Source organism: Leptolyngbya sp. FACHB-60 (genome assembly GCF_014695775.1).
Classification (GTDB): domain Bacteria; phylum Cyanobacteriota; class Cyanobacteriia; order Phormidesmidales; family Phormidesmidaceae; genus Nodosilinea.
On sequence record NZ_JACJOX010000061.1, the window covers coordinates 1 to 20,588 of the forward strand.

The window sequence follows — 20,588 nt, forward strand, 5'->3', positions numbered from 1 at the left end:
GACTATGACCAGGAGTTATACAAAGCACGGCATCTAATTGAGAACTTCTTTGCCAAGCTTAAGCAGTATCGAGCGATTGCTACCCGCTACGATAAGCTCGCAGAAACCTTTCTCAGTGCAATCTACATGGCGGCTGTCGTGATTTGGCTTAATTGATGACACGCCCTAGTGGATCAGCGTGCTGTCTGATGAAGGATCCCTCTTTAATCACTTCGGGAGGAGAGTAAAACAATGCTGTTTACTCTCAGTTTTCATCAATTTATCTGAGCCATGCTGAACGAATTGCCGTCGTTCCGGCTATTTTCTAGCGAAAGTGACTAAAGAGGGAGGATAGCTATCGCCGCTTTAGTTAGGACAAGCAAAGACAAAACGCCTTGAGTGGAGATGGTGAGCTAGACCGCGTCACAGTTTTTGGCTTTGTCAGCTTCCTGTATCCTAAGCCATTTGGCCAGCGCTATAAGCGTCGGCGATTGGAACCATGAGCGCCTAAACTGCAAAACAATCTGACGCTTTGTCCGCCTAGACTATTAAAAATTTGCAGCCCTGGCGGATTTTATATTATTTTCTTTTTCTTCTAGAGTTTTCCCCAAGGTTTTCCCCAGATTTGGCAGAGTTTTCCCCAGGAATGAACGACGGAGTAGTGCTTTAGACCAAACCTGGGAATTGGGATTCTCCACAAGTACATTAGATCGCTTAGGTGTCGGCGGTTACAAAGAGCCTAGACGGAGATCGCTGGAACCCTTGAGGTCTCGTTTGCCAGAAATAGGGGATAGCGGATCGGGGAGGAGTTGGCAAGATTGACATCCCCCTGCCCTCTGGTGACAATGGTGCGACCAGCTTATACAGCGCTTCTGTTCCAGCTCGTTCACAAGCTTTAAATTCCCTGCCAGCAGGGGATCCAGCTTGTTAAACAGCTGGCGGGGGGTGTATTTTGCTGTCTAGTTTCAGATTGGGGAAGTGGAGATGAGTGAGCAATCAGTGGCGGCAATGGCATCGAGAATTAGTCTCAGTGTAGAGGTGCCGGAGGAGTTGTTTGAGGCTATGCGTGACTATGTAGAGACCCACCCATCGTGGAGCCAACATCGGGTGTTCTGCGCGGCGCTGTCACTATTTTTGATGCAGAACGGCATTAGCGATCGCCGCATTAACCGTCTGTATCTGGATGCGGTGTTTGACTACGCTGCCTAGCTTCGCCGGGAGCCTTGTCGAGGAGGCGCTTCAGGATAGGTCCCCGTCCAGGAAAGCGGCTATTTAAGCGATCGAATTGGAGCATTTCAGTAAAACCCCTATCCCTGGATTAAGCCCGCGATCGCTCAACCACATCCTTACCGTTCGTTGCGAAGGGTTGAGCGGCTGGTCAGAGCCACGCTCAAAGGATAGCCAGCCCAAAGTTTAAAGTCGAAAAGGGCATCTCATCTGGGATGCCCTTTTGCGTTAGCAGAGTCTACACATTAAGGCTCTCTAGGAGGCTGGTTCTAAACGCACCAGGCGACCATTGGGGTCATCGGTCAGTACGTAGAGAAAACCGTCGGGGCCCTGGCGCACATCGCGCACCCGCTGACCAATGGGAATCGAAACCTGATCGACTACGGCACCATTGGCATCCACCTCGATACGGCGCACATCTTGGGAGACTAACCCCCCGGCAAACAGCTGCCCTTGCCACTGGGGATAGCGATCGCCCCGATACACCGCCAGCCCTGAGGGCGCAATGGAGGGCGTCCAGTAGGTAAGAGGATCAACCATATCTGGACGCGATCGCTCGGTGGAAACTGGACCGCCCGAATATTCATCACTGTAGGTCACCACTGGCCAGCCATAGTTCTCTCCCGGCTCTAAGCGGTTGAGTTCATCCCCGCCCCGAGAGCCGTGCTCCGTAGACCATACCCGACTAGTTTTAGGGTCAAGGGCCAAACCCTGAATATTGCGGTGACCGTAGCTCCAAACCAGCGGGTTAGCGCCTGCATCATTCACGAAAGGATTGTCGCTAGGAGCCTCGCCTTCTTCAGTAAGGCGCACCACCGAGCCCAGCAGAGTTTGGCGGTTTTGGGCCTGGTTACGAATTAGCTCACCATTGAGTTGTAACGGAGGATTACCACCATCGCCCAAGGCCACCAACAGAGTGCCGTCGGGCAGCCACAGCAGGCGTGAGCCAAAATGTTGGCCGTCTGATTTATCGCGGTTGTTAGTAAAGATTACCGTCCAGTCGGAGAGGGTGTTGCCCTCTAGGCGTGCCCGGGCCACCTGAGTGCGGTTAGCCTGCTGGGTGCCGTCGGCGTAGGCTAGGTAGATCAAACCGTTGTTCTCAAACTCGGGGTGCAGAGCAATGTCTAATAGTCCCCCCTGACGAAAGGCCAACACCTCAGGCACCCCAGCGATAGGGGTGGGGTCTAAAGCGCCGTTACTGACCCGGCGCAGACGCCCAGGCCGCTCGGTAATTAGCATGTCACCATCGGGTAGCCAGACCATGCTCCAGGGATGCTCTAGACCCTCCACAACCGTGACAGGCTCAACACGACTCACAACTGGCTCAGAGGTTGGCTGTGCTGGAGCCTGACTAGGTTCAACCTGGGCAGTGTCGGTTGGAGCCTGAGCGGTAGGGTTAGGGGCTGAGGCGCAGCTGCCAAGGGCCAACAGCACCAGACAGGGCGCAAATATAGCGGTAAACCGAGTAAACACCATGGCAACCGAAGTGTATGTAACAAAAACGTGAGTGGTCGCAGCGATCGCGATCGCACTCCATAACCAATCTCCCTAGGGTCTGTGGCCAGCGCCATCTACCCACAGACAGAGCTGTCGGTTTCTAATCGTCTCCCTCAGCCGTCAGAGCCGTTGCCAGCCCAAGGACGCCGCAGGTGAAGGGGCAAATGGGCACGGTCGTTGAGCTGGCGCACAAAGGGGCCGTACTCCATCAGCTCAACTAGCGACACGGCGGTGACGGACATGGCCAAGCGATCGCGGTATCGACCGACATCGATCCCCAGTAGGGTGCACAGCATAATCCGCAGGGTAGCCTTGTGGGAAACAATCAGCACATTACCGTCGGGATAGGCCTCTTCGATTTCGGCCAGCACATCGGAACTGCGGCGGGCCACCTGCATGGCCTTTTCGCCATCGGTGGGCGTGTTCCAGGCGGGGTCAGCCAGCCAGCGAATATAGTCGTCGTGGAACGTGGTGTTGACCTCGGCGGGGGCCATACCTTCCCACTGCCCAAAGGACAGCTCTCGTAAGTGCTCGCGACATTGCACCGTCAGCCCCGTGATCTGGCACAGGGGCTGCACGGTGGCGGCAGCATGGCTGAGCGGGCTACAGAAAACCGCCCTCCAGTCGAGGTGGTGGTAGGCCTTGGCAAAATAATCGGCCATCTGCTGCCCCTGGGCCGACAGCGCTACCCCATCTTGGCTACAGTAGCGACCCGTACGGCAGTACTCGGTTTCAGCGTTGCGGAGTAGGTAAAGCCTCAGGGGCATAGGGCAATTGACCTCAGGTGGAGGGGAGCGATCGCAGCTGGTCGCTCAGGTGAGAGCGATCGGCAATGGTGTGAAACAGCGGCCCCCGCGGGCCCAGCTCGACTACGCTTACGGCGGCAACGGGCATATCCATGCGATCGCGGTAACGGCCCACATCAATGCCCAGCAGAGTGCAGAGCATAATGCGAATGGTGGCCTTGTGAGACACTAGCAAGATATGTCCGCTGGGGTGGGTGCGCTCGATTTCATCGAGCACCTGGGCCGACCGACGGGCGATATCTACGGCGCGTTCGCCCCCCACTGGGGCATACCAGGCTGGGTCGGTTAGCCAGGCCACATATTCATCGTGGTGCTCGCGGTCGACCGCTGTGGGGTGCATGCCTTCCCAACGGCCATACATCACCTCCCGCAGCCCGTCGCGCAGTCGCATCTCCAAGTTCAGCCCATCGCACAGCGGGCGAGCAGTCTCTACCGCTCGCCGCAGAGGGCTGACGTAGGCGGCGCTCCAGGGCAGATGGGCGTAGGTTTCGGCAAACTCCTGGGCCATGGCCATGCCCTCGGGGGTGAGACCAGGGTCGTTTTCGGGCATGCCACAGTAGCCCCCCGTGAGGCTATAGGCTGTCTGGCCATGCCGTAAAAAATAGAGAAAAACTCCCATCGGTGCCTGACGGTAAACAAGCGCGGTAGATCTTTAGCCAGCAGCCCTTAACACTCACCCAGCAAAGGGCTGATCATCCCTAATCTAACCTACGGGCTGGGCAACCCAAAACGGGTTCAGAATTGTATAAGACTTGGCTAAACCCTGGTCTAGTCTAGATCTCGGCGCCCCTCCAAGGCGCGGGCTAGGGTGACCTCGTCGGCGTATTCTAAATCGCCCCCCATGGGCAGGCCAAAGGCAATACGCGTCACCCGAGTAAAGGGCTTCAGCAACTGGCCCACGTAGAGAGTCGTGGTATCGCCCTCAATGCTGGGACTAATTGCCATAATTACCTCCTGAGTGCTCTCTTTGCTCACCCGGTGCACCAGGGGACCAATGTTCAGCTGCTCGGGGCCAATGCCATCCATAGGCGAGATCAGACCGCCCAGCACGTGGTAGCGGCCTCGATATTCGCGGGTTTTCTCAATGGCAATTACGTCTCGTGAGTCGGCTACTACGCAGAGGGTCTGAGGGTCGCGGTTGGTAGCCCGGCAGATGTCGCACACTGGGTCAGCTGATAGGTGAAAGCACACCGAGCACTGCCCTACCTGAGCTTTGGCCTCTATGAGCGCCTGGGCCAAAGCCTGCACTTCGTTTTGGGGGCGCTTGAGAATGTGCAGCGCCAACCGCTGGGCCGACTTAGGGCCAACCCCCGGCAGCCGCTGGAATTCTTCAATCAGTCGAGCCAGGGGACGAGTGTAAATGGGGACAGACTCCTAAGGATTGCTCAGTATTTAAATTGTACGTGTAAGGCTGTGCATATAAGGTTAGGCCAATGGCAGATTTGAGCGGCATGTGGCTAGGCACCTACTGGCAACGGGATACCCCAACCCGCTTTGAGGCCACCCTGGTGCAGGGTGGCAACGCCCTAAGCGGCAGCATTCTCGACAGCGGCTATCTGGGCGAGGCCCAACTCAGCGGCACCGTGGTTGGTCGTCGAGTACAGTTTGTCAAACGTTATTTGGGCCGGGGGCAAGCAGCCATTGATTACACGGGAACGGTATCTGAAGATGGGGATCATATTATCGGGCAGTGGAGCATCGCCGGTTTCGATGCCGGCCCTTGGGAGGCCCACCGCAGTGATGACGACTTAAGCGCTAGCTGGCAGGCGATTTTACAGCGAAACTTGACACCGACTCTCAGCTAAAGACCTAAAACCGAGATTTTGTGCCTTGGCTGGCATTTTTTGCTCAAAAAAGGGCTTAAATTGCCTATATCTGGTTGCCTAAGGCAACCTCGATACTGTACTCAGGACGGGGAGCAATGCATTCTGTCTGGTTACAGGTGTTAAAGCCCACGGTGATACTGGGTGTTTTGATGGCCAATGTGGCGCTGCCCAAGTTTCCAGTGGCGGCACCTGAGCAAAATCAGGCTACGGTCGCTGTGCCCAAGGTTGAGACCTTGGCAGAGCTGTATCGTCTGCGCGATCGCCTGGGAGTTGAACTCAGCCATTACCCCACCGTGATGGTGGCCACTCGCTCTGGGGTGGAGCCCCCGCCCGCCGATGTGCTGACACAGCTTGGCATAGTTAACTACCGCCTACAGCAGGAAGAAACCGCTCGACAGCTTCAGCAGCGAGCCGAGCAGGCCGCAGCGGCTGCGATCGCATTGGGCAACCCCGCCTCCCTGCCCGTCAAAGACCTGGCTACCGCCTACACCCTTTGGGACAAAGCCGTAGCGGCGCTGAACCAGATTCCGCCTAACACGTTTGGGGAGGTCCAGGCAACGGCTCAAAAACAGCAGTATGAGCATCAACAGGCGATCGCGGCTTATCACTACGACACGGCCCGCTCAGCCTTTCTAAAGCCCATCGTCGAACAAACTAGCCTGGCTTCGCGGGTACGCCTAACCGTGTGCTCGCTGCAGCGAGAGTGCCGACGGTGGCAGGGCAACCGTCCACCGGCCAGCCCTGCCAGCCTGATTAAAGTGCCGGTGGCGATCGCGCTCATGACCAAGCTTCACCAAGAGGGCACTGCCCCCAGCACAGCTATCTGGGTTAGCCCCAGCAACTGGACTGAGGATGCCGGTTCTACCTGGGTCAGAACCACATACCCCCTAGAGCAGATCATGGCCGACATGATCAGTGCCAGCGGCAATATCGCCACCAACCAGCTGATTGACTACATCGGCTGGGATGACATCAATCAAAGTCTGCGTAGTCGAGGTTACCAAGCCACCCGCGTCACCAAAAAGCTGGTAGGAGAAGCCACCTACCCAGCCAACGCCGGTAGCGCCCCCAACGCCATCACCACCGACGAGCTAACCGACATGATGGTGGCTATTTACAACCGGGAGTTTTCGGGAGCTGACCTAATAGAAGCGGCTTTGGCCGACCAGCGCGATCGCAACCTGGGCCACGCAGCTGTGAGTCCCCCTACCGACTGGTTGGGCGAAAAAACCGGCCGCAATTCTAAGGTGCTAGGCACCACCACAGCAGTTGGGGTGGGCAATCAACGCTATATCATCACCGCTACCCTCGACCACAGCACCAACGAAGCGGCTATGCAAGCGATTATTGCTGGCGTCATTCAGCACCTGCTCACCCACAATGGCTTTGAGCATGAGGCGGCCAGGGCTGAGGATACAGCGCTCTAGAACGTTCTTGCCCTAGGGAGCGATCGCCTCTGGGCTCGGTATAACGTAGACAATCCAACCAAGCGATCCAACCGCTCTACGCAGCAGGAAAGCTGCCTCAAATATTGAGCTACCGCTCCAACCAATCAATTAAGGCCTGGCGCATCGTGGCTATGGGCACCGGGCAGTTTAGCCAAATCTCCAGAGCTGCTGCCCCCTGCTGCACCAGCATTTCTAATCCGTCTAAGGTGGCCAACCCCCGCTGGTCGGCCAGAGCCAGCAAGTGGGTTGGCCTCGGCGTATAGATTAAGTCGTAGACTACGGCGTGGGACGGGGCCAAAGCCAGATCTTCTGGCGCCAAGGGAGTTTGGCCTGCGGTTGTGTGCATGCCGAGGGGAGTCGTGTTGACAATCAGATCAGCAGTGGGCAGCAAAGTCGGTAGCGCTTCCCAAGAATGAACTGTGAGCGGAGGTTGCAGGGGCGAATTTACCCAGCCCCGCTGAAAGGCCTCCAAAGCTTCAGCCCTTCGCCCCACCACCTGCACCGATGCAAATCCCAGCTGCGCACAGCCTGCCACTACTGCCCTGGCTGCCCCACCATTGCCTAGAACCAGAGCCGTGCATCCAGCCCAAGGTCTAAATGCTTTGAGCGGAGCTACAAACCCGGCTACGTCGGTATTGGTACCGGCCCAACCCTGCTCGGTGCGCCACACCGTGTTAACCGCCCCTACCGCCTGGGCTGCGTCAGTAACTGTTGCCAACAGAGGCAGAATGGCCTGCTTATGGGGAATGGTAATGCTGAACCCCTGTACCCCAGTGGCAGCAAAGCCAGCGATCGCCGCCTCAAGCCCTTCTGCCAGTACTGGGAAGGGTACATAGATATAATCAGCCCCAAGTTCTGCCAGAGCAGCATTGTGCATCACCGGGGACAGGGAGTGGGTAACCGGGTCGCCAATGATGCCAAGGATTTGGGTAGTTCCGGTGATGGGCATGGGATCTGGGAGTGAGGGGATAGGGACGGTGAGGGAGATGAGGAGGAAGAGGAAGGCGAGGGGTAGAACGATTAGGTATTGTCTAGGAACGTTGAATTTACTGCCCTATCTTCCTCATCTCCCTACTTTCCTATCTACTTATCGCTCCACCCTAGATTTAAAGAGCTGAACTATTTTGCTCACCACATCCTCGATGGAGAGGCCGTCGGTGTTGAGTGCGATCGCATCATCGGCCTGACGCAGGGGCGACACCCGGCGACTGCTATCTTTGCGATCGCGCTCACCAATGGCCTGCTCCAGATTGCTGAGGGATACGGCTGGCTGATCTTGGGCAGCTAAGTCGCGCTGGCGGCGGCGAGCCCGTTCACCTACCGACGCGGTGAGAAAAATTTTCAGCTCCGCTTGGGGAAACACCTGGGTGCCAATGTCCCGACCTTCCATGACAACACCGCCGGTAACGCCATACTGCTGCTGCTGGCGCAGGAGAATCTCGCGCACCGTGGGCTGAGCTGACACTGCCGAGACCTCAGCCGTGACGGCGGTGCTGCGAATGGCCTGGGTCACTTCCTGGCCATTGAGCCAGATGCGGCTAGGATAGGCGGCAAAAGCCGAGTCATGGCCTGAGGCCTCTAGGCGAATTTCACAGTCCTGCACGAGCTCTGCGATCGCAACCTCGTCCTGCACGTCAATGCCGCGCTCCAGAATCAGCCAGGTCACCGCCCGATACATCGCGCCGCTGTCGAGATAAAGCAGGTTTAGCCGTTCGGCCACTTGGCGAGCCACAGTCGACTTACCGGCCCCAGCCGGCCCATCAATGGCCACAATCGGCTGGCGATCGCGCAGCAACATGTTGTCAATTAGCCGCGTGGTACCCAGGTGGGCCGCCACCGCCAGCATCCCCAACGTCTCCACCCGCTCAAGGGGTTGCAGGGTTTCGGGGTGCACCATCTCAACGTATTGAGGGCTTAGGGCAGGCTCCTGAGACAGTTCCGCATACACAGCCGCTATCAGGGCAGTACTCAGCCGCTCACCAGCTTGAAAGCACTGCTGGGCTGCCAACAACCCTCGGTAGATAACTGCCGCCTGCTGTCGCTCGACCTCACTCAAGTAGCTGTTGCGGGAGCTCAGAGCCAAACCGCTCGTCTCGCGTACCGTAGGGCAACCGACCAGTTGCCCAGGCAGGTTAAGATCGCGGCTCAAGCGTTTGAGAATGGCCAGCTGTTGAGCATCTTTATAGCCAAAGTAAGCGCGATCGGGAGCCACCAAACTCAACAACTTAGTTACTACTGTCGCCACCCCCTCAAAGTGACCTGGCCGGTGGGGGCCACACAGCACCGCCACCATTGCCCTTGGCGGCATCACCCGAGTCATGGCGTCAGCCCGGGGCTGAGCAGCGCCATAGAAGGCAGTGGCAGTTGGCATAAACACCGCATCGACCCCAGCCTGTTCACACAGCCACAGGTCTTGCTCGGGAGTGTGAGGGTAACGAGCCAAATCCTCTAGGGGGCCAAACTGCAGCGGATTCACAAAAATGCTGACTACAACCACCCCGTTCTCCAGCCGAGCCCGTTCAATCAGGCTTAGATGGCCTTGGTGCAAATTGCCCATGGTCGGCACCAGCCCCACCGCTACGCCGTCCTCGGCGCTCTGCTCGCGGCGCATTTGGCCCAAATAGCGTCTTACTCCTTCAACTGTCTTGAGTACTCGCACAATCTCTTACCCTCTACTGCGTGAGTGTGTGACAGCTGAGTTTCTGGCCACCTCGCTCCAAAGGTAATACCGTACCAGATTTAAAGTCATGAGCATATTGCCAGTGCCCTACTCTTCCATGACTTTACTTCAGCTCTTTTGTAGCGCCAAGGCTAGAGCACACCGTCAAAAGCCCTCTCTAACCAAGTTGGTAAAGAGGGCTAGCTCAAACCCCCAAAGGAGCAATCTCCAGAGCAGCCAGGTTGGGCAGATCAACTACTCAGCCGACAGCACCTCTAGCTGCACGCGCGCCACTCCGCTGGCCCTCAAGCCAATATTGGTGGCCGCTGCGGCTGAAAGATCAATCACCCGACCGTGGCTGAAAGGGCCGCGATCGTTGATGCGCACCACCACAGACTGCCCCGTAGATACATTAGTCACCCGCACTCGAGTGCCAAAGGGCAAAGTGCGGTGGGCAGCCGTCAGGTCGTTTTGGTTAAACACCTCACCGCTGGCGCTACGTCGTCCGTGGAACCCAGGCCCATACCAGGAGGCCATGCCAGTGAGGGTAGAGGTTACGATGCCAACTCGGGTGTCGGAAGCCGAAGGTTCGGGTAGGCCCTCAATGCTAGCCAGGGGAGGGGCATCGCCCAGCAGCCGCCGTAGTCGGTTGGCGATCTGAAGCGCATCTTCACCAGGGTTGCCAGTGGTGTCGGGCAAAATCGTCTCGCTATCAAGGGTGATTAGGGATTCTTCTCCCCAAGCCACCACAAATGACTCATCATCGCTGTCCCAGCGGGCCACAATAGTGTCAGCGTCGCCGTTAGCGGCCAGCTCCTGTAGACGAGACACAACGGTCTCGGCTCGGTGCTGGGGTTGGGCATCTGAGGCGACGGCAACGGTACCAAGGCTGGCACTCAGAGTTTCTAGCTCGCCGCCCACCAAGGTGACAACCGGAATCGAGCGAATGTAAACGGTAGCTGCTTGACGGGAGTCTAGGGCGTGGGAAAAGACGGTCGCTGTCTCGAGCGGATCGGCAGAGCCAGGGGGCTGAAGCGATAGCGCTGTGTCGGGTTCGGCAGGATGGCCTTGAGGGGCCTCTAGGGCGTGGGGAAAGACAGTCGCTGTCCCGAGAATGTCGTCAGTAGAACCAGAGGATTGAAGTAATAATGCTGAGTCTGGCTCGCTAGGCTCAAGAACTGGAGAGTCAGAATTCGTCAGCAAACCTGACTCAGGAGTTTGAGAAAGAACATTGGCATGATGCTCCGCTTCTGGATCCAGGGAGAGACTGTTATCGCCGCTATCCTGGGCTTGAGTAGGCAAAGGTGCTCCAAAGACGGACATAGCGACGGCAACCGTCAGTCCGCCCAATACGCGATGTTTCATTTACACCAAAAGAATTCAGCAGGAGGAGCAGGGGATAAATCCTGGTCACGGAAAATGACTCAGAACAGGCAGCACAGGAATTGCCTTAAATCCCATACCCGTTGCAAATTGGTCTTCGGTTTTTTTGACGAAATGTAACCTAGCACGTTCGGATGACTTTGCGAATCCGGGCATCTACCGGCAGGCTTAGCCCTTGACTACAAAACAAAAAAGTAGCTGACCTGCCATAACTGGCTCAACCCGCTGTTGTAGCTGGGCTTGCCGGGTCTAAGCCACCTCGGTCAACTTTCGAATTATTTATCTATGGAGTCAACCGAGTTATGTAAGATTAATCAATCTGTTCATCGTTTTGACAGAGTTCCGTCAACAAAAGGTGAAGTTCCCAGAACCCTAAACGTGCGTTTGGTTGCCAAATGTCCCTGATGACGATGCCCTATTAAGGTCAAAATCAACCCCCTGACGCCTTGAATAAGCACTAGGGAAATAGCCTTTTTGGATCCAAAAGATAGAAAGTTAGAACTGCGACTGGGGCGATCGCCGCTGCTGATTCTCTTGCCCATTGACGAAGCTCACCCCCGTTTCTAAGGTAAGAGACTGGCCATACAGGAGATTGACCCCATGGACTATCGGGATGCTGGTGTAGACGTAGAGGCAGGGCGTGACTTTGTGCAGCGCATTCGCACCCTGGTAGACAGCACTCGCCGCCCAGAGGTGTTAGGGGGCTTGGGAGGCTTCAGCGGCCTCTGCGAACTGCCCGCTGGCTACCGCGAGCCCGTGCTGGTGTCGGGCACCGATGGCGTGGGGACCAAACTCAAAATTGCCCAGATCACCCAGCGCCACAGCACCGTCGGTATCGATCTGGTAGCCATGTGCGTGAACGACATTCTTACCAGCGGGGCCGAACCGCTATTTTTTCTCGACTATTTGGCTACGGGCAAGCTCGAGCCCGCCGCCCTAGCGGAGGTGGTAGAGGGCATTGCGGCTGGCTGCCGGCTGGCCGGCTGTGCTCTGTTGGGGGGCGAAACCGCCGAGATGCCCGGCTTCTATGGCCCGGGTGAATACGACTTAGCGGGGTTCTGTGTCGGTGTAGTCGAGAAGTCTCAGATTTTAGATGGCAGTCAGGTGCAGGTGGGCGATCGCATCATTGGCTTAGCTAGCAGCGGTGTGCACAGCAACGGCTTTAGCCTAGTGCGTAAGGTAGTGGCCGAGGGTCAGCGCACTGACGCCACCAGCACTGGCTATACCTGGGACGAAACCATACCGGCGCTGGGCAGCCACAGCCTAGGGGAAATCTTTCTCACCCCCACGCGCATCTATGTAGAGCCTGTACTCAAGGCTCGCCGAGAAGGGCTCACTATCCACGGCATGGCCCACATCACGGGTGGCGGTCTGCCCGAAAACCTGCCCCGCTGCCTGGGGCCAGATCAGAGCATTCACATCCAGAGGGGCAGCTGGCCGGTGCCCCCAGTGTTTAGCTGGCTAGCCGAGGCGGGGCAGGTGCCAGCCGCCGATCTCTACAACACGTTTAATATGGGCCTTGGCTTTGCTTTAGTGGTTCCTCCCCAAGAGAGCGATCGCGCCCTCGCCTGGTTGGCCCAGCACCAGGTCGAAGCCCACCTGGTGGGCGAGGTGATCTCGGGATCGGGATCGGTAACGGGCCTGCCCGAGTAGCCTCCTCACCTTAATGAAGCACCACGGCATCACTCAACGACAGCGCTGATCCGAAGCCTTGCTGAAGAACCCCCCGTTCTGCCTCAATAGCCGATACCGTAGAGGGGCAGCATGATTAGGAACATCCGTTGAAATCTTCGACGCTAAACTGGCCACCAGTGGTGCTGAGCTTTCTCGCCATTGTGGCCTTGGCTCTGTTAACCAGCAGCTTTGTCATTATTAACCCTGGACAGGCTGGGGTATTGAGTGTTTTGGGAAAATCTCAGGATGGAGCGCTGATAGAAGGCATTCACCTGAAGCCACCGATCGTGTCTACGGTCGATGTGTACGACGTCACGGTGCAGAAGTTTGAGGTGCCAGCCCAAAGCTCCACCAAAGATCTGCAAGACCTCTCGGGCCGCTTTGCTATTAACTTTCGCCTTGACCCTACTGAGGTCGTGAACATTCGCCGCACCCAAGGCACACTCGAAAACTTGGTATCCAAAATTGTGGCACCCCAGACCCAGGAGTCGTTTAAGATCGCCGCCGCTCGCCGCACGGTCGAAGAGGCAATCACCCAGCGGGCCGAACTCAAGCAAGACTTTGACGATGCCCTCACCACACGCTTGGCTAAGTACGGCATTTTGGTGCTAGATACCAGCGTGGTCGACTTGACTTTCTCGACCGATTTTGCCAAGGCCGTAGAAGATAAGCAAATTGCCGAACAGCGCGCCCGCCGCGCCGTCTACATTGCGCAAGAAGCAGAGCAGGAAGCACAAGCCGAAATCAACCGGGCCAAGGGCCGCGCCGAAGCCCAGCGCTTGATTGCTGAAACCCTAAAGGCCAAGGGTGGTCAGCTCGTCCTGCAAAAAGAGGCGATCGAGGCTTGGAAAGGAGGAGGCGCTCAAGTCCCCAGAGTCTTGGTGATGGGTCAAGGGAGCAATATGCCGCTCCTGTTTGACCTACAGCAGGTCGCCAGTGACGAGACAGATCAGCCAGGCTAGCCCAGTGGCCCAAAAAGCATGACCCTGCTTGCGCCGTTAAAATGGCGCAAGCAGGGTCAGCGTCTCTCAGAACAGGGGTTTACCAGGCTAGGCTAATGGCATCAATGGGGGAGTAGGTAATCTCTCGCACCATCCCAGGCTGACCCAGGGCTTCGGCCTGTTTGTCGTTATGGCTGACCATTACAGCACCAGCATTGCCTGCTCGAACCGTTAAGGCTTGATCTGCGGTCCATAGACGGGTATCGCCGGGCTGCAAAATGCCTTCAAACTCAGTTCTACCGTCAGAGGTCACGCGCAGCCAAGACTGGGCCGTGAGCGTCATTTTGACTTTGATCGGAGCTTGAGGATCCTCAGGCTCGATAGCGGCGGGGGCAGGGGTATTATTCGCTGGGTTAGCCGGTGCCTCGACCCCCTCCAGGGGGTTTAAGGGAGGCAATATAGTCACTTCTGGGGCCGTCTGCCGCAGCACGTAGGATAGTCCGCTAACGGCCGCGACCAGCAGCAAAAAATAGGCCCCATAGAGGTGCAAAGGGCGCAGCTGTGCGGCTGGAGTCTCTTTCCATGAGGTCCGCTGGATGCGGGGTGGAGTAAAAAACTGACTGGCGAGGGTCTCGCCGTCGAGGTCAAGGGCATCGCCGTAGCGGCGCAGGAGACCACGGATGTAGACCGGTTCGGGCAGCCCATCTAGATCGCCCTGTTCAATGGCGGTCAACAGGGTAGGACGAATTAGGGTTTTTTCAGCCATGACCTCTAGGCTTTGCTCCTGCTGCTGGCGAGCCAATCGCAGCAGAGCACCAAGTTCCGAGAGCTGTTCTCGGTAGAGGGCATTAGGGTCAACCAACTCTTTTGTCTTCATACAGGGAAAATCTAGCTCAAGACGGCGAACAGCTAATGAGTGACGGAGACAGTTTGCTGAGAGGTTGATTGAACCAATGACTCAGCTAATAATGCCTCAATTTCGGCAGATGATAAAGCCCTGTAAGCCCCCACACCTAAGTTGCCCAGCGTGACTGAACCCACTGCGGTTCGGTGTAAGTTTATCACCCGATGACCTAGGGCCTTGGCCACTCGGCGGATCTGCCGGTTGCGCCCTTCTTGAAGAATAACCTCAAGCTGGGTTTGGTTGGGGTTGGTGGCAATCACTCGCACTTGGGCAGGGCGGGTCAGCTGGCGATCGAGCCAGATACCCTGTCGCCAAGCGTCGAGGGCTGAGGGCGACAGCTGACCATCGAGATACACCCGATAGGTTTTAGAGACGTCATGGCGGGGATGAGTGAGCCGGAAGGTGAAGTCACCATCGTTGGTGAGCAGCAGCGCTCCAGTTGTGTAGGCATCTAGTCGCCCTACGGGGTGAATGCCAACGGTTTGCAGCTCAGGGGGTAGAGCATTCAGCACGGTAAGGCGCTCCTGAGGATCCGCACAGGTAGACACCATGCCAAGGGGCTTGTGCAGGAGCAGATAGTGCTGGGTAGGCCGATGATGGGCCTGGAGGGGTTGTTGATTGACTTCTATGCGATCGCAGCTAGGGTCAGCCCGCTGGCCCAAGTGGGCTACGACACCGTTAACCTGCACCTGCCCAGCCTCAATCATCTGCTCGGCCTGCCGTCGGGAGGCAACCCCGTACTGAGAGAGAATTTTTTGTAGCCGTTCTGCCATGACGTGGTGACGCATAGATAGGGTGACCCCGGCAGGGTTTAGTCATCCTGCTTAACAATTATGGCAGCAATCTAGGGCATCTGAGTATAAGTTCTTACTAAGATCTCTAAGTAGCGCTGCTTAACTCAGTCAATGGGCTGGCGGTCAAGGGCGACGAAACACCCCTTATAGCAAGCTACTCAGCCTGGGTAGCCGGCAACCGCAGCCGCAGCCAGCCGCCACCCAGCTCGGGGTGATTGGCGGCGGTAATTGTGCCATTGTGAGCCTCTATAATTTGACTCACAATGGCTAGGCCCAGCCCTGTACCCCGGCCAATTTCTGAAGCGGTCCCGGCATTTACAGGAATCAGGTCAACTAGCGAGTCAGCGCGAGTGCGTGAGGGATCGGCTCGATAAAAGCGGTCAAAAATATAAGGCAGATCTTTAGCATTAAAGCCCGGTCCCATATCCATCACGTCGAGGATTAGCGTATCTGGCTCTGAGTTTTCGGCATCGTGACCCAACGCTAGGGCAGACCTTGGCTCTGACAACCGAACATATACGGTGGCGCGACTGGGACTGTGCTTAATAGCGTTGTCGATCAGGTTTAGCAGCACCCGATGAAAGAGCGGCTCATCGAGACTCGTTATGCAGTGGCAGGGGCCATCGTAAGCTAGCTTGAGTGCTTTGACCTCGGCCAGAGGTTCTAGACTAATCCAGGCCCGTTGAACCAGCTGGGGCAGATCGACAGGCTTGAGGCTCAGGCCCTGAAACTGGTCACCCTGGAGACGGCTGAGATTCAATAGATCTTCGACTAAGTTGCTGAGCCGAATGGTTTCGTTAACCAAGCGGTCAAGCCAGCGGCGTTGACTCTCATCAACGCGGGGCTGGAGGGTTTCGGCCACCAGGCGAATGGATGTCAGGGGGGTCTTGAGTTCATGGGCGACGTCAGAGGTCCAGCGATCGCGCTGCTGCACCAGCAACGCGGCCTCTTGGCGGTTCTCTAAAAATACGCCAACTTCCCCCCCGTCGAGGGGAATGGCATAGCCCCGCAGGGGAAAAGTGGGCTCTTCTTTAGGGTGCAGTGGATCCGGAGAAATCTGATAGAGCATCCACTCGCGCTGGCAGCAGGTTTGCTTCTCACGGGTTTCTTCAATCAGCGCGTCGAGTTCGTAGGAGCGGGCGACCTCTAGCAGCAGACGGCGACGCTGCACTGGCCCCGTCAGGGGCTGATTCATTTTGAGCAATCGGTTGGCTTGGTCGTTGCACCAAACCAGCTGGTTTTCTTCATCGACCTGTAGATAACCGATGGGAGCCGTCTGTAAAATGCGCTCTAGGGTATCGCGGCTAGTGCCCAGCGATTGCAGCTGCCGCTGCTGCTGAGGCTGGGTTTTTACTAACTGCTCAACCTGCTCTAGGGCAGTGGGCCAATCGGTCGCTTGCAGTGTCTTAATTAAACGCCGCTCGCGGTACCGCTGCTGCCGCTGCTGCCGCTGCTGCCAAAATAGCAGTAGCACTCCTGTAGCTAACCCCAGCAGATATGCAAAGATAACCAAGCTTTTTCCCGGCCGCAGCGATCACGTCTTGTCCAAGCCTATCGCACAAAAAAGCACCCCCACGGAGGTGCTTCAGTAAAATGACGACTCAGGTAATCTCCTACCCATTAAAAATAGTTGGCGGTGGCTCCAGCCTTACAGCTAAAACCACCGCTCAGCCTAACCGGGCAAACTTAGCTTATCGGACAGTGGCCCCACGATACTTGAGACCCTGGGGGTGCTCAGCTTGAATCTGGGGTGCTACATGGCGGGTAGCAACAGCGCCACGGTAGCGACCGATAACTTCTTCAGACACATTGACCTGAGCAATAGCCGGTTCGTAATCAACGCCGCGATATTTCAAGGACATCTCTCGCCTCTCCTTAAAGAATGAAGGTGTATAAACAGAGGCGCGTTCCTTCGAGCTGAAGCTCTACTTCCGTCTCTCACTGAGAGATGAACGATTTGTTTCTGTATTCATTGTTACCGTTCTACCCGTAAATGTCAAGTCTTTTTTATCCTTACAACCCCAAGCCCAAGGAACATGGAGCCCCACGTTCCTTGGGCTTGGGGTTGTAAGCAGCTCTAAATTCTCTAACCCCCTCTAAAGAACTATGCACGGCCCTATTCCTCCCCACCGCTACTTTGCCTATCTCACCTGGACTGACATCGCAGCCATGCCCGATCGCGCCAATGTAGTAATTGTGCAGCCGATGGGAGCCATCGAGCAGCATGGGCCCCACTTACCCCTCGCCGTAGACAGCGCTATCTGCACAACCGTGCTCGGCAATGCCCTGGCTCAGCTAGATGACGCAGTACCGGTCTACAGCCTGCCTCCCCTGTACTACGGCAAATCTAACGAGCACTGGCATTTTCCGGGCACGATCACCCTCTCGGCTGAAACCCTGATGAAGGTAATCTATGATGTCGCCAAAAGCATCTACCGAGCTGGATTTCGCAAGCTGGTGCTGCTCAATGCCCACGGCGGCCAGCCCCAGGTGCTAGAAGTTGCCGCACGAGATCTGCATCAGGTTCACAGTGATTTGATGGTGTTTCCTCTCTTTGTGTGGGCGGTACCAAACTGCGCTGGTGATTTGCTGACACCCAAAGAGATGGAGCTAGGCATTCACGCCGGGGATGCCGAGACCAGCCTGATGCTATCGATTATGCCTGAGCAGGTGCGGATGGCTGAGGCAAAGGCCGAGTTTCCTCAAAACTTGCCAACGGATAGCTGGCTTACCATGGAGGGAGCCTTGCCCTTTGCCTGGGTAACCCGCGATCTAAGCGCTAGCGGAGTTTTGGGAGACCCGACCGTGGCGACCGAGGAAAAAGGGGAGCAGATCCTCACCTCTTTGGCCACCAGTTGGGCGACAGCATTGGAGGATATTTATCGATTTCGTCAGCCCCACACTGACCCAGCCTGCTTACCTTAGACCTCTAAGAGACAGGCCTACCGCGATCGCCCCAGAGACCGATAGGTTAACCTGTCGGTCTCTGGGGTAGATAAGGATTTGTCAAAGGCTGTTGGGGGCGATCGCCAGATCACGCCCCCGAGTTTGCTATACTCAAAAACTGATAAGGCGGCGACATAGCCAAGTGGTAAGGCAGAGGTCTGCAAAACCTCCACCCCCGGTTCGAATCCGGGTGTCGCCTTTAAGGGTAGATCAAGAGCTAAGTAGGCTGTACTTGCAGACTATTGGCGCTGTTACAAGAGAAAAAAGATCCTTCGATCCTCTAAAACCAAGCTTGCAACACACTAATTTAGCGGCTGGTGCAGACACAGGCCCAAAAATAGATAGCGCAAGTAGGCTATTTGCCGGTGCTAGTCGCCACCAACACTGAGGGGAGTGCCCACAACGTCTGCCCCTGTCAGGTCAGCATTTAAGAATGAAGCTCCAGTGATATCGGCGAAGTAGATATGGGCATCGGTTAGGTTTGCCTCGTCAAGCGTGGCATTTTCGAGTAGGGCGTTGGTCAAAAAGGCTCCGGTGAGGTTGGCGCTAGTCAAGTCGGCACCACTTAAGTCAGCCCCCTCTAGGTTAGATTCTAAGAGAGTCGCGCCTTCTAAATTGGCGTCGCGCAGGTCAGCACCGATTAGGTGAGCCTGGGTTAGATTAGCACCCGACAAATCACAGCCTTGACAGAGGTTGGTTTCGAGGAGCTGTTGTACATGGACCGGGTTTTCGGCCTGGGCGGGTAAACTGAGCGCTAATGGGATAGCGATCGCGGCCCCGGCGAGTAGAGTGAGTTTCATGGAGGAATCCTCCGCTATTGGTGATCAGTGCCAGTACTATTTAGTTGAGTCCTAGCTGACGGAAGTAGCTTTCTATTACCCCTCCGTTTCGCGTGCACTCTGCTCTAAGCAGTAGAGGGGAATTTGCTGCAAGCTACACCTAACTGTATCGGTGGCCTTAGCTCTTGCCATCGGCAGTAAGATAGGTCTTGCGCCTGTGCTACTGCTCGATCGTAGCCCTTTTTCTGAGCCGCTGGGTCAGGATATCCGTACCGTAAGGAGTCGCGATCTACCCATGTTCACTGTCATTCATCAGTTCACCTCCGCTCAGGTCGAGCAGCTTCACCAGATGTATTTGCAGGAGTGGTGGAGCAACGAACGTGCTCTAGCCGATATGCCGCGCCTGCTGGCCAACAGCGACCTACTCTTTGGCCTGTGGGATGAGGAGGCGCAGCGGCTGGCGGGCTTTTGTCGAGTCCTGACGGACTGGGTGTATCGAGCGATCGTATTCGATGTAATTGTGGCGGCAGACTATCGTGGGCAAGGCCTGGGGGCAGAGCTAATTGAGCAGGTGACCCATCACCCCAAACTCTCTCAGGTGGAGTGTATTCAGCTATTTTGCATAGCCGATATGCAGTCATTCTACGAGAAATATGGCTTTGGTCAGGCTGAGCAGTTGCTCATGGTACGACCTCGGGGATAGGCGGGGAGTGAGGGATGGTCAGGCTAGGCGAACAGAGGAATTTAGCTGTCGAAACCTTGTAATGCCGCAGGGGCAGAACACACAATCTCTAGAGGCTCCTGGGTGCGAGGATGGGGTAGCTCTAGGCGGTAGGCATGGAGATGGTAGCCGATGTCGCCAGGGACGGGAACTCTACTATCCACAGAGGATTCGATAGGCAGCGGTAGGCCGCCGATTGCATAGAAGGGATCGCCAATTAACGGAAACCCTGCCGCCGCGAGGTGGATGCGGATTTGGTGGGGCCGCCCAGTACGGATGGTGACTTCTATTAGGGTAGAGTCTGCGGTGCGGTGGACAACTCTTCCCTCGCTGTAGGCGGGCAGACCAGTGGGCGAGGCCGCATACACATACCCCAGCGCTGGATGATCGACTTTGCCGATGGGTGTTGTGAGGGTAAATGCGTCGGGCAAATCGTTGACCCCAATCAGCGCTCGGTAGGTTTTGCGAATGGGGTGCGGTGCCTGAGAATCGTGGGCAGTAGCCGTGGAGTCGCGCAGCTGGCGGCTGAGGGTCGAGCGGGCTAGGGTCGATCGCCCCAAAATCATCACCCCCGAAGTTCCCCGCCCCAGCCGATGCACCGGAATAGGCGGGTTGTCGGGATAGCGCAGCCTGAGCTGGTGCAGCAGTGTATGGGTGAGAAAGCCCCCGCCAGGCAGCACCGGCAGGCCCGACGGTTTGGCGATCGCCATTAAATCCCCATCCTCATACAGCACCTCAAACTCCAGCGGTGCCTCCGGCTCCTCCCACGGAGGGCGATGGTAGTCCAACCTGTCCCCTGCACTGAGGCGATCGTCGGAGGCTAGGGCAATGCCGTCTTGGCGAATTTGGCCAGCTGTAATGCGATCGCGCCATATCGCCCGACTAAAGTGCCTGTAACGATTGCTATAGAAGTCGAGGACGGAGAGACCGGCTTCGGCGAGGGTGATGCGATCGGTGTAAACCCATCCTTGATTCATACCAGTTCTATTGTGGGAAGGTCTCCT

Annotated in this window: 21 protein-coding genes, 1 tRNA gene and 1 riboswitch; of the genes, 9 read left to right on the plus strand and 13 right to left on the minus strand. The window is 56.6% G+C overall.

Annotation, left to right across the window (positions count from 1 at the left end; all coding sequences use genetic code 11):
• Positions 1 to 156: transposase (locus tag H6F57_RS22750; RefSeq protein WP_190507635.1), on the plus strand; the 156-nt coding region annotated here is incomplete at its 5' end.
• An 807-nt stretch (positions 157 to 963) separates the two neighbouring features.
• Positions 964 to 1,188, plus strand: coding sequence for a DUF2811 domain-containing protein (locus H6F57_RS22755; protein ID WP_242024713.1), 225 nt, complete (start codon positions 964 to 966; stop codon positions 1,186 to 1,188).
• A 273-nt stretch (positions 1,189 to 1,461) separates the two neighbouring features.
• Here H6F57_RS22755 and H6F57_RS22760 read toward each other — a convergent pair whose 3' ends face one another.
• From H6F57_RS22760 to recR, 4 genes are all read right to left on the minus strand, one after another.
• Entirely contained in the window at positions 1,462 to 2,682 is a 1,221-nt protein-coding gene (locus H6F57_RS22760) for a PQQ-dependent sugar dehydrogenase (RefSeq protein WP_190624453.1), read from the minus strand.
• Between the two features lie 134 nt (positions 2,683 to 2,816).
• Positions 2,817 to 3,470, minus strand: coding sequence for a histidine phosphatase family protein (locus H6F57_RS22765; RefSeq protein WP_190624454.1), 654 nt, complete (start codon positions 3,468 to 3,470; stop codon positions 2,817 to 2,819).
• A gap of 13 nt (positions 3,471 to 3,483) precedes the next feature.
• On the minus strand, positions 3,484 to 4,128 hold the full coding sequence (locus tag H6F57_RS22770) for a histidine phosphatase family protein (protein WP_190624455.1): 645 nt from the start codon (positions 4,126 to 4,128) through the stop codon (positions 3,484 to 3,486).
• Positions 4,129 to 4,277: 149 nt separating this feature from the next.
• Positions 4,278 to 4,871 carry a recombination mediator RecR gene (gene recR, locus H6F57_RS22775; protein ID WP_190624507.1) on the minus strand — a complete coding sequence of 198 codons (594 nt, stop codon included), beginning with the start codon at positions 4,869 to 4,871 and terminating at the stop codon, positions 4,278 to 4,280.
• Positions 4,872 to 4,942: 71 nt separating this feature from the next.
• Between recR and H6F57_RS22780 the strand changes: the two genes are divergently transcribed.
• Together H6F57_RS22780 and H6F57_RS22785 are read left to right on the plus strand one after the other, a co-directional pair.
• A complete protein-coding gene (locus H6F57_RS22780) occupies positions 4,943 to 5,314 on the plus strand; it encodes a hypothetical protein (protein WP_190624456.1) in 372 nt (123 codons plus the stop codon).
• A 116-nt stretch (positions 5,315 to 5,430) separates the two neighbouring features.
• Positions 5,431 to 6,762, plus strand: a complete 1,332-nt coding sequence (locus tag H6F57_RS22785; protein ID WP_190624457.1) for a serine hydrolase — start codon at positions 5,431 to 5,433, stop codon at positions 6,760 to 6,762.
• Positions 6,763 to 6,871: 109 nt separating this feature from the next.
• On the opposite strand, the gene H6F57_RS22790 is transcribed toward H6F57_RS22785, so the two are convergent.
• The 3 genes from H6F57_RS22790 to H6F57_RS27720 all read right to left on the minus strand — a co-directional run bounded on the left by H6F57_RS22790 (position 6,872) and on the right by H6F57_RS27720 (position 10,807).
• Positions 6,872 to 7,732 (minus strand): shikimate dehydrogenase, encoded by an 861-nt coding sequence (locus H6F57_RS22790; protein ID WP_190624458.1) that lies wholly within the window; start codon positions 7,730 to 7,732, stop codon positions 6,872 to 6,874.
• A 138-nt stretch (positions 7,733 to 7,870) separates the two neighbouring features.
• Positions 7,871 to 9,442: a bifunctional pantoate--beta-alanine ligase/(d)CMP kinase gene (locus H6F57_RS22795; protein ID WP_190624459.1), complete on the minus strand. Its 1,572-nt coding sequence runs from the start codon at positions 9,440 to 9,442 to the stop codon at positions 7,871 to 7,873.
• Between the two features lie 255 nt (positions 9,443 to 9,697).
• Positions 9,698 to 10,807 (minus strand): septal ring lytic transglycosylase RlpA family protein, encoded by a 1,110-nt coding sequence (locus H6F57_RS27720; RefSeq protein ID WP_190624460.1) that lies wholly within the window; start codon positions 10,805 to 10,807, stop codon positions 9,698 to 9,700.
• A 618-nt stretch (positions 10,808 to 11,425) separates the two neighbouring features.
• Between H6F57_RS27720 and purM the strand changes: the two genes are divergently transcribed.
• Both purM and H6F57_RS22810 read left to right on the plus strand, forming a co-directional pair.
• Complete coding sequence (gene purM, locus H6F57_RS22805) at positions 11,426 to 12,478, plus strand: phosphoribosylformylglycinamidine cyclo-ligase (protein WP_190624461.1); 1,053 nt, start codon at positions 11,426 to 11,428, stop codon at positions 12,476 to 12,478.
• A gap of 161 nt (positions 12,479 to 12,639) precedes the next feature.
• On the plus strand, positions 12,640 to 13,461 hold the full coding sequence (locus H6F57_RS22810; RefSeq protein WP_347279984.1) for a prohibitin family protein: 822 nt from the start codon (positions 12,640 to 12,642) through the stop codon (positions 13,459 to 13,461).
• A 79-nt stretch (positions 13,462 to 13,540) separates the two neighbouring features.
• On the opposite strand, the gene H6F57_RS22815 is transcribed toward H6F57_RS22810, so the two are convergent.
• The 4 genes from H6F57_RS22815 to H6F57_RS22830 form a co-directional block, all read right to left on the minus strand.
• Positions 13,541 to 14,317, minus strand: coding sequence for a RodZ domain-containing protein (locus H6F57_RS22815; RefSeq protein ID WP_190624463.1), 777 nt, complete (start codon positions 14,315 to 14,317; stop codon positions 13,541 to 13,543).
• A 32-nt stretch (positions 14,318 to 14,349) separates the two neighbouring features.
• Positions 14,350 to 15,117: a pseudouridine synthase gene (locus H6F57_RS22820; RefSeq protein ID WP_190624508.1), complete on the minus strand. Its 768-nt coding sequence runs from the start codon at positions 15,115 to 15,117 to the stop codon at positions 14,350 to 14,352.
• A gap of 175 nt (positions 15,118 to 15,292) precedes the next feature.
• The gene (locus tag H6F57_RS22825; RefSeq protein WP_190624464.1) at positions 15,293 to 16,651 is read right to left on the minus strand and encodes a PAS domain-containing sensor histidine kinase; all 1,359 of its coding nucleotides are present in this window, start codon (positions 16,649 to 16,651) and stop codon (positions 15,293 to 15,295) included.
• A gap of 178 nt (positions 16,652 to 16,829) precedes the next feature.
• A complete protein-coding gene (locus H6F57_RS22830; RefSeq protein WP_190624465.1) occupies positions 16,830 to 17,000 on the minus strand; it encodes a DUF4278 domain-containing protein in 171 nt (56 codons plus the stop codon).
• Between the two features lie 39 nt (positions 17,001 to 17,039).
• Positions 17,040 to 17,095: riboswitch (Glutamine riboswitch) on the minus strand.
• A gap of 149 nt (positions 17,096 to 17,244) precedes the next feature.
• Between H6F57_RS22830 and H6F57_RS22835 the strand changes: the two genes are divergently transcribed.
• Positions 17,245 to 18,063 (plus strand): creatininase family protein, encoded by an 819-nt coding sequence (locus H6F57_RS22835; RefSeq protein ID WP_190624466.1) that lies wholly within the window; start codon positions 17,245 to 17,247, stop codon positions 18,061 to 18,063.
• Between the two features lie 149 nt (positions 18,064 to 18,212).
• Positions 18,213 to 18,283 (plus strand) — tRNA-Cys (locus H6F57_RS22840).
• Positions 18,284 to 18,452: 169 nt separating this feature from the next.
• Here the strand turns inward: H6F57_RS22840 and H6F57_RS22845 are convergent.
• Positions 18,453 to 18,884: a pentapeptide repeat-containing protein gene (locus H6F57_RS22845; protein ID WP_190624467.1), complete on the minus strand. Its 432-nt coding sequence runs from the start codon at positions 18,882 to 18,884 to the stop codon at positions 18,453 to 18,455.
• A gap of 274 nt (positions 18,885 to 19,158) precedes the next feature.
• On the opposite strand from H6F57_RS22845, the gene H6F57_RS22850 reads away from it, so the two are divergent.
• Positions 19,159 to 19,566 (plus strand): GNAT family N-acetyltransferase, encoded by a 408-nt coding sequence (locus H6F57_RS22850; protein WP_190624468.1) that lies wholly within the window; start codon positions 19,159 to 19,161, stop codon positions 19,564 to 19,566.
• 41 nt (positions 19,567 to 19,607) lie between these two features.
• Here the strand turns inward: H6F57_RS22850 and H6F57_RS22855 are convergent, their stop codons facing one another.
• A complete protein-coding gene (locus H6F57_RS22855) occupies positions 19,608 to 20,561 on the minus strand; it encodes a pseudouridine synthase (RefSeq protein ID WP_190624469.1) in 954 nt (317 codons plus the stop codon).
• Between the last annotated feature and the right edge of the window lie 27 nt (positions 20,562 to 20,588).

Excerpts from the sequence above, each read along its gene's own strand:
- H6F57_RS22770 (WP_190624455.1), bottom strand. The coding sequence starts at position 4,128 with ATGGGAGTTTTTCTCTATTTTTTACGGCATGGCCAGACAGCCTATAGC.
- H6F57_RS22820 (WP_190624508.1), bottom strand. The coding sequence starts at position 15,117 with ATGGCAGAACGGCTACAAAAAATTCTCTCTCAGTACGGGGTTGCCTCC.
- H6F57_RS22845 (WP_190624467.1), bottom strand. The coding sequence starts at position 18,884 with ATGAAACTCACTCTACTCGCCGGGGCCGCGATCGCTATCCCATTAGCG.
- H6F57_RS27720 (WP_190624460.1), bottom strand. The coding sequence starts at position 10,807 with ATGAAACATCGCGTATTGGGCGGACTGACGGTTGCCGTCGCTATGTCC.
- H6F57_RS22765 (WP_190624454.1), bottom strand. The coding sequence starts at position 3,470 with ATGCCCCTGAGGCTTTACCTACTCCGCAACGCTGAAACCGAGTACTGC.
- H6F57_RS22785 (WP_190624457.1), top strand. The coding sequence starts at position 5,431 with ATGCATTCTGTCTGGTTACAGGTGTTAAAGCCCACGGTGATACTGGGT.
- H6F57_RS22835 (WP_190624466.1), top strand. The coding sequence starts at position 17,245 with ATGCACGGCCCTATTCCTCCCCACCGCTACTTTGCCTATCTCACCTGG.
- H6F57_RS22855 (WP_190624469.1), bottom strand. The coding sequence starts at position 20,561 with ATGAATCAAGGATGGGTTTACACCGATCGCATCACCCTCGCCGAAGCC.
- H6F57_RS22850 (WP_190624468.1), top strand. The coding sequence starts at position 19,159 with ATGTTCACTGTCATTCATCAGTTCACCTCCGCTCAGGTCGAGCAGCTT.
- H6F57_RS22790 (WP_190624458.1), bottom strand. The coding sequence starts at position 7,732 with ATGCCCATCACCGGAACTACCCAAATCCTTGGCATCATTGGCGACCCG.
- H6F57_RS22755 (WP_242024713.1), top strand. The coding sequence starts at position 964 with ATGAGTGAGCAATCAGTGGCGGCAATGGCATCGAGAATTAGTCTCAGT.
- H6F57_RS22830 (WP_190624465.1), bottom strand. The coding sequence starts at position 17,000 with ATGTCCTTGAAATATCGCGGCGTTGATTACGAACCGGCTATTGCTCAG.
- H6F57_RS22815 (WP_190624463.1), bottom strand. The coding sequence starts at position 14,317 with ATGAAGACAAAAGAGTTGGTTGACCCTAATGCCCTCTACCGAGAACAG.
- purM (WP_190624461.1), top strand. The coding sequence starts at position 11,426 with ATGGACTATCGGGATGCTGGTGTAGACGTAGAGGCAGGGCGTGACTTT.
- H6F57_RS22780 (WP_190624456.1), top strand. The coding sequence starts at position 4,943 with ATGGCAGATTTGAGCGGCATGTGGCTAGGCACCTACTGGCAACGGGAT.
- H6F57_RS22760 (WP_190624453.1), bottom strand. The coding sequence starts at position 2,682 with ATGGTGTTTACTCGGTTTACCGCTATATTTGCGCCCTGTCTGGTGCTG.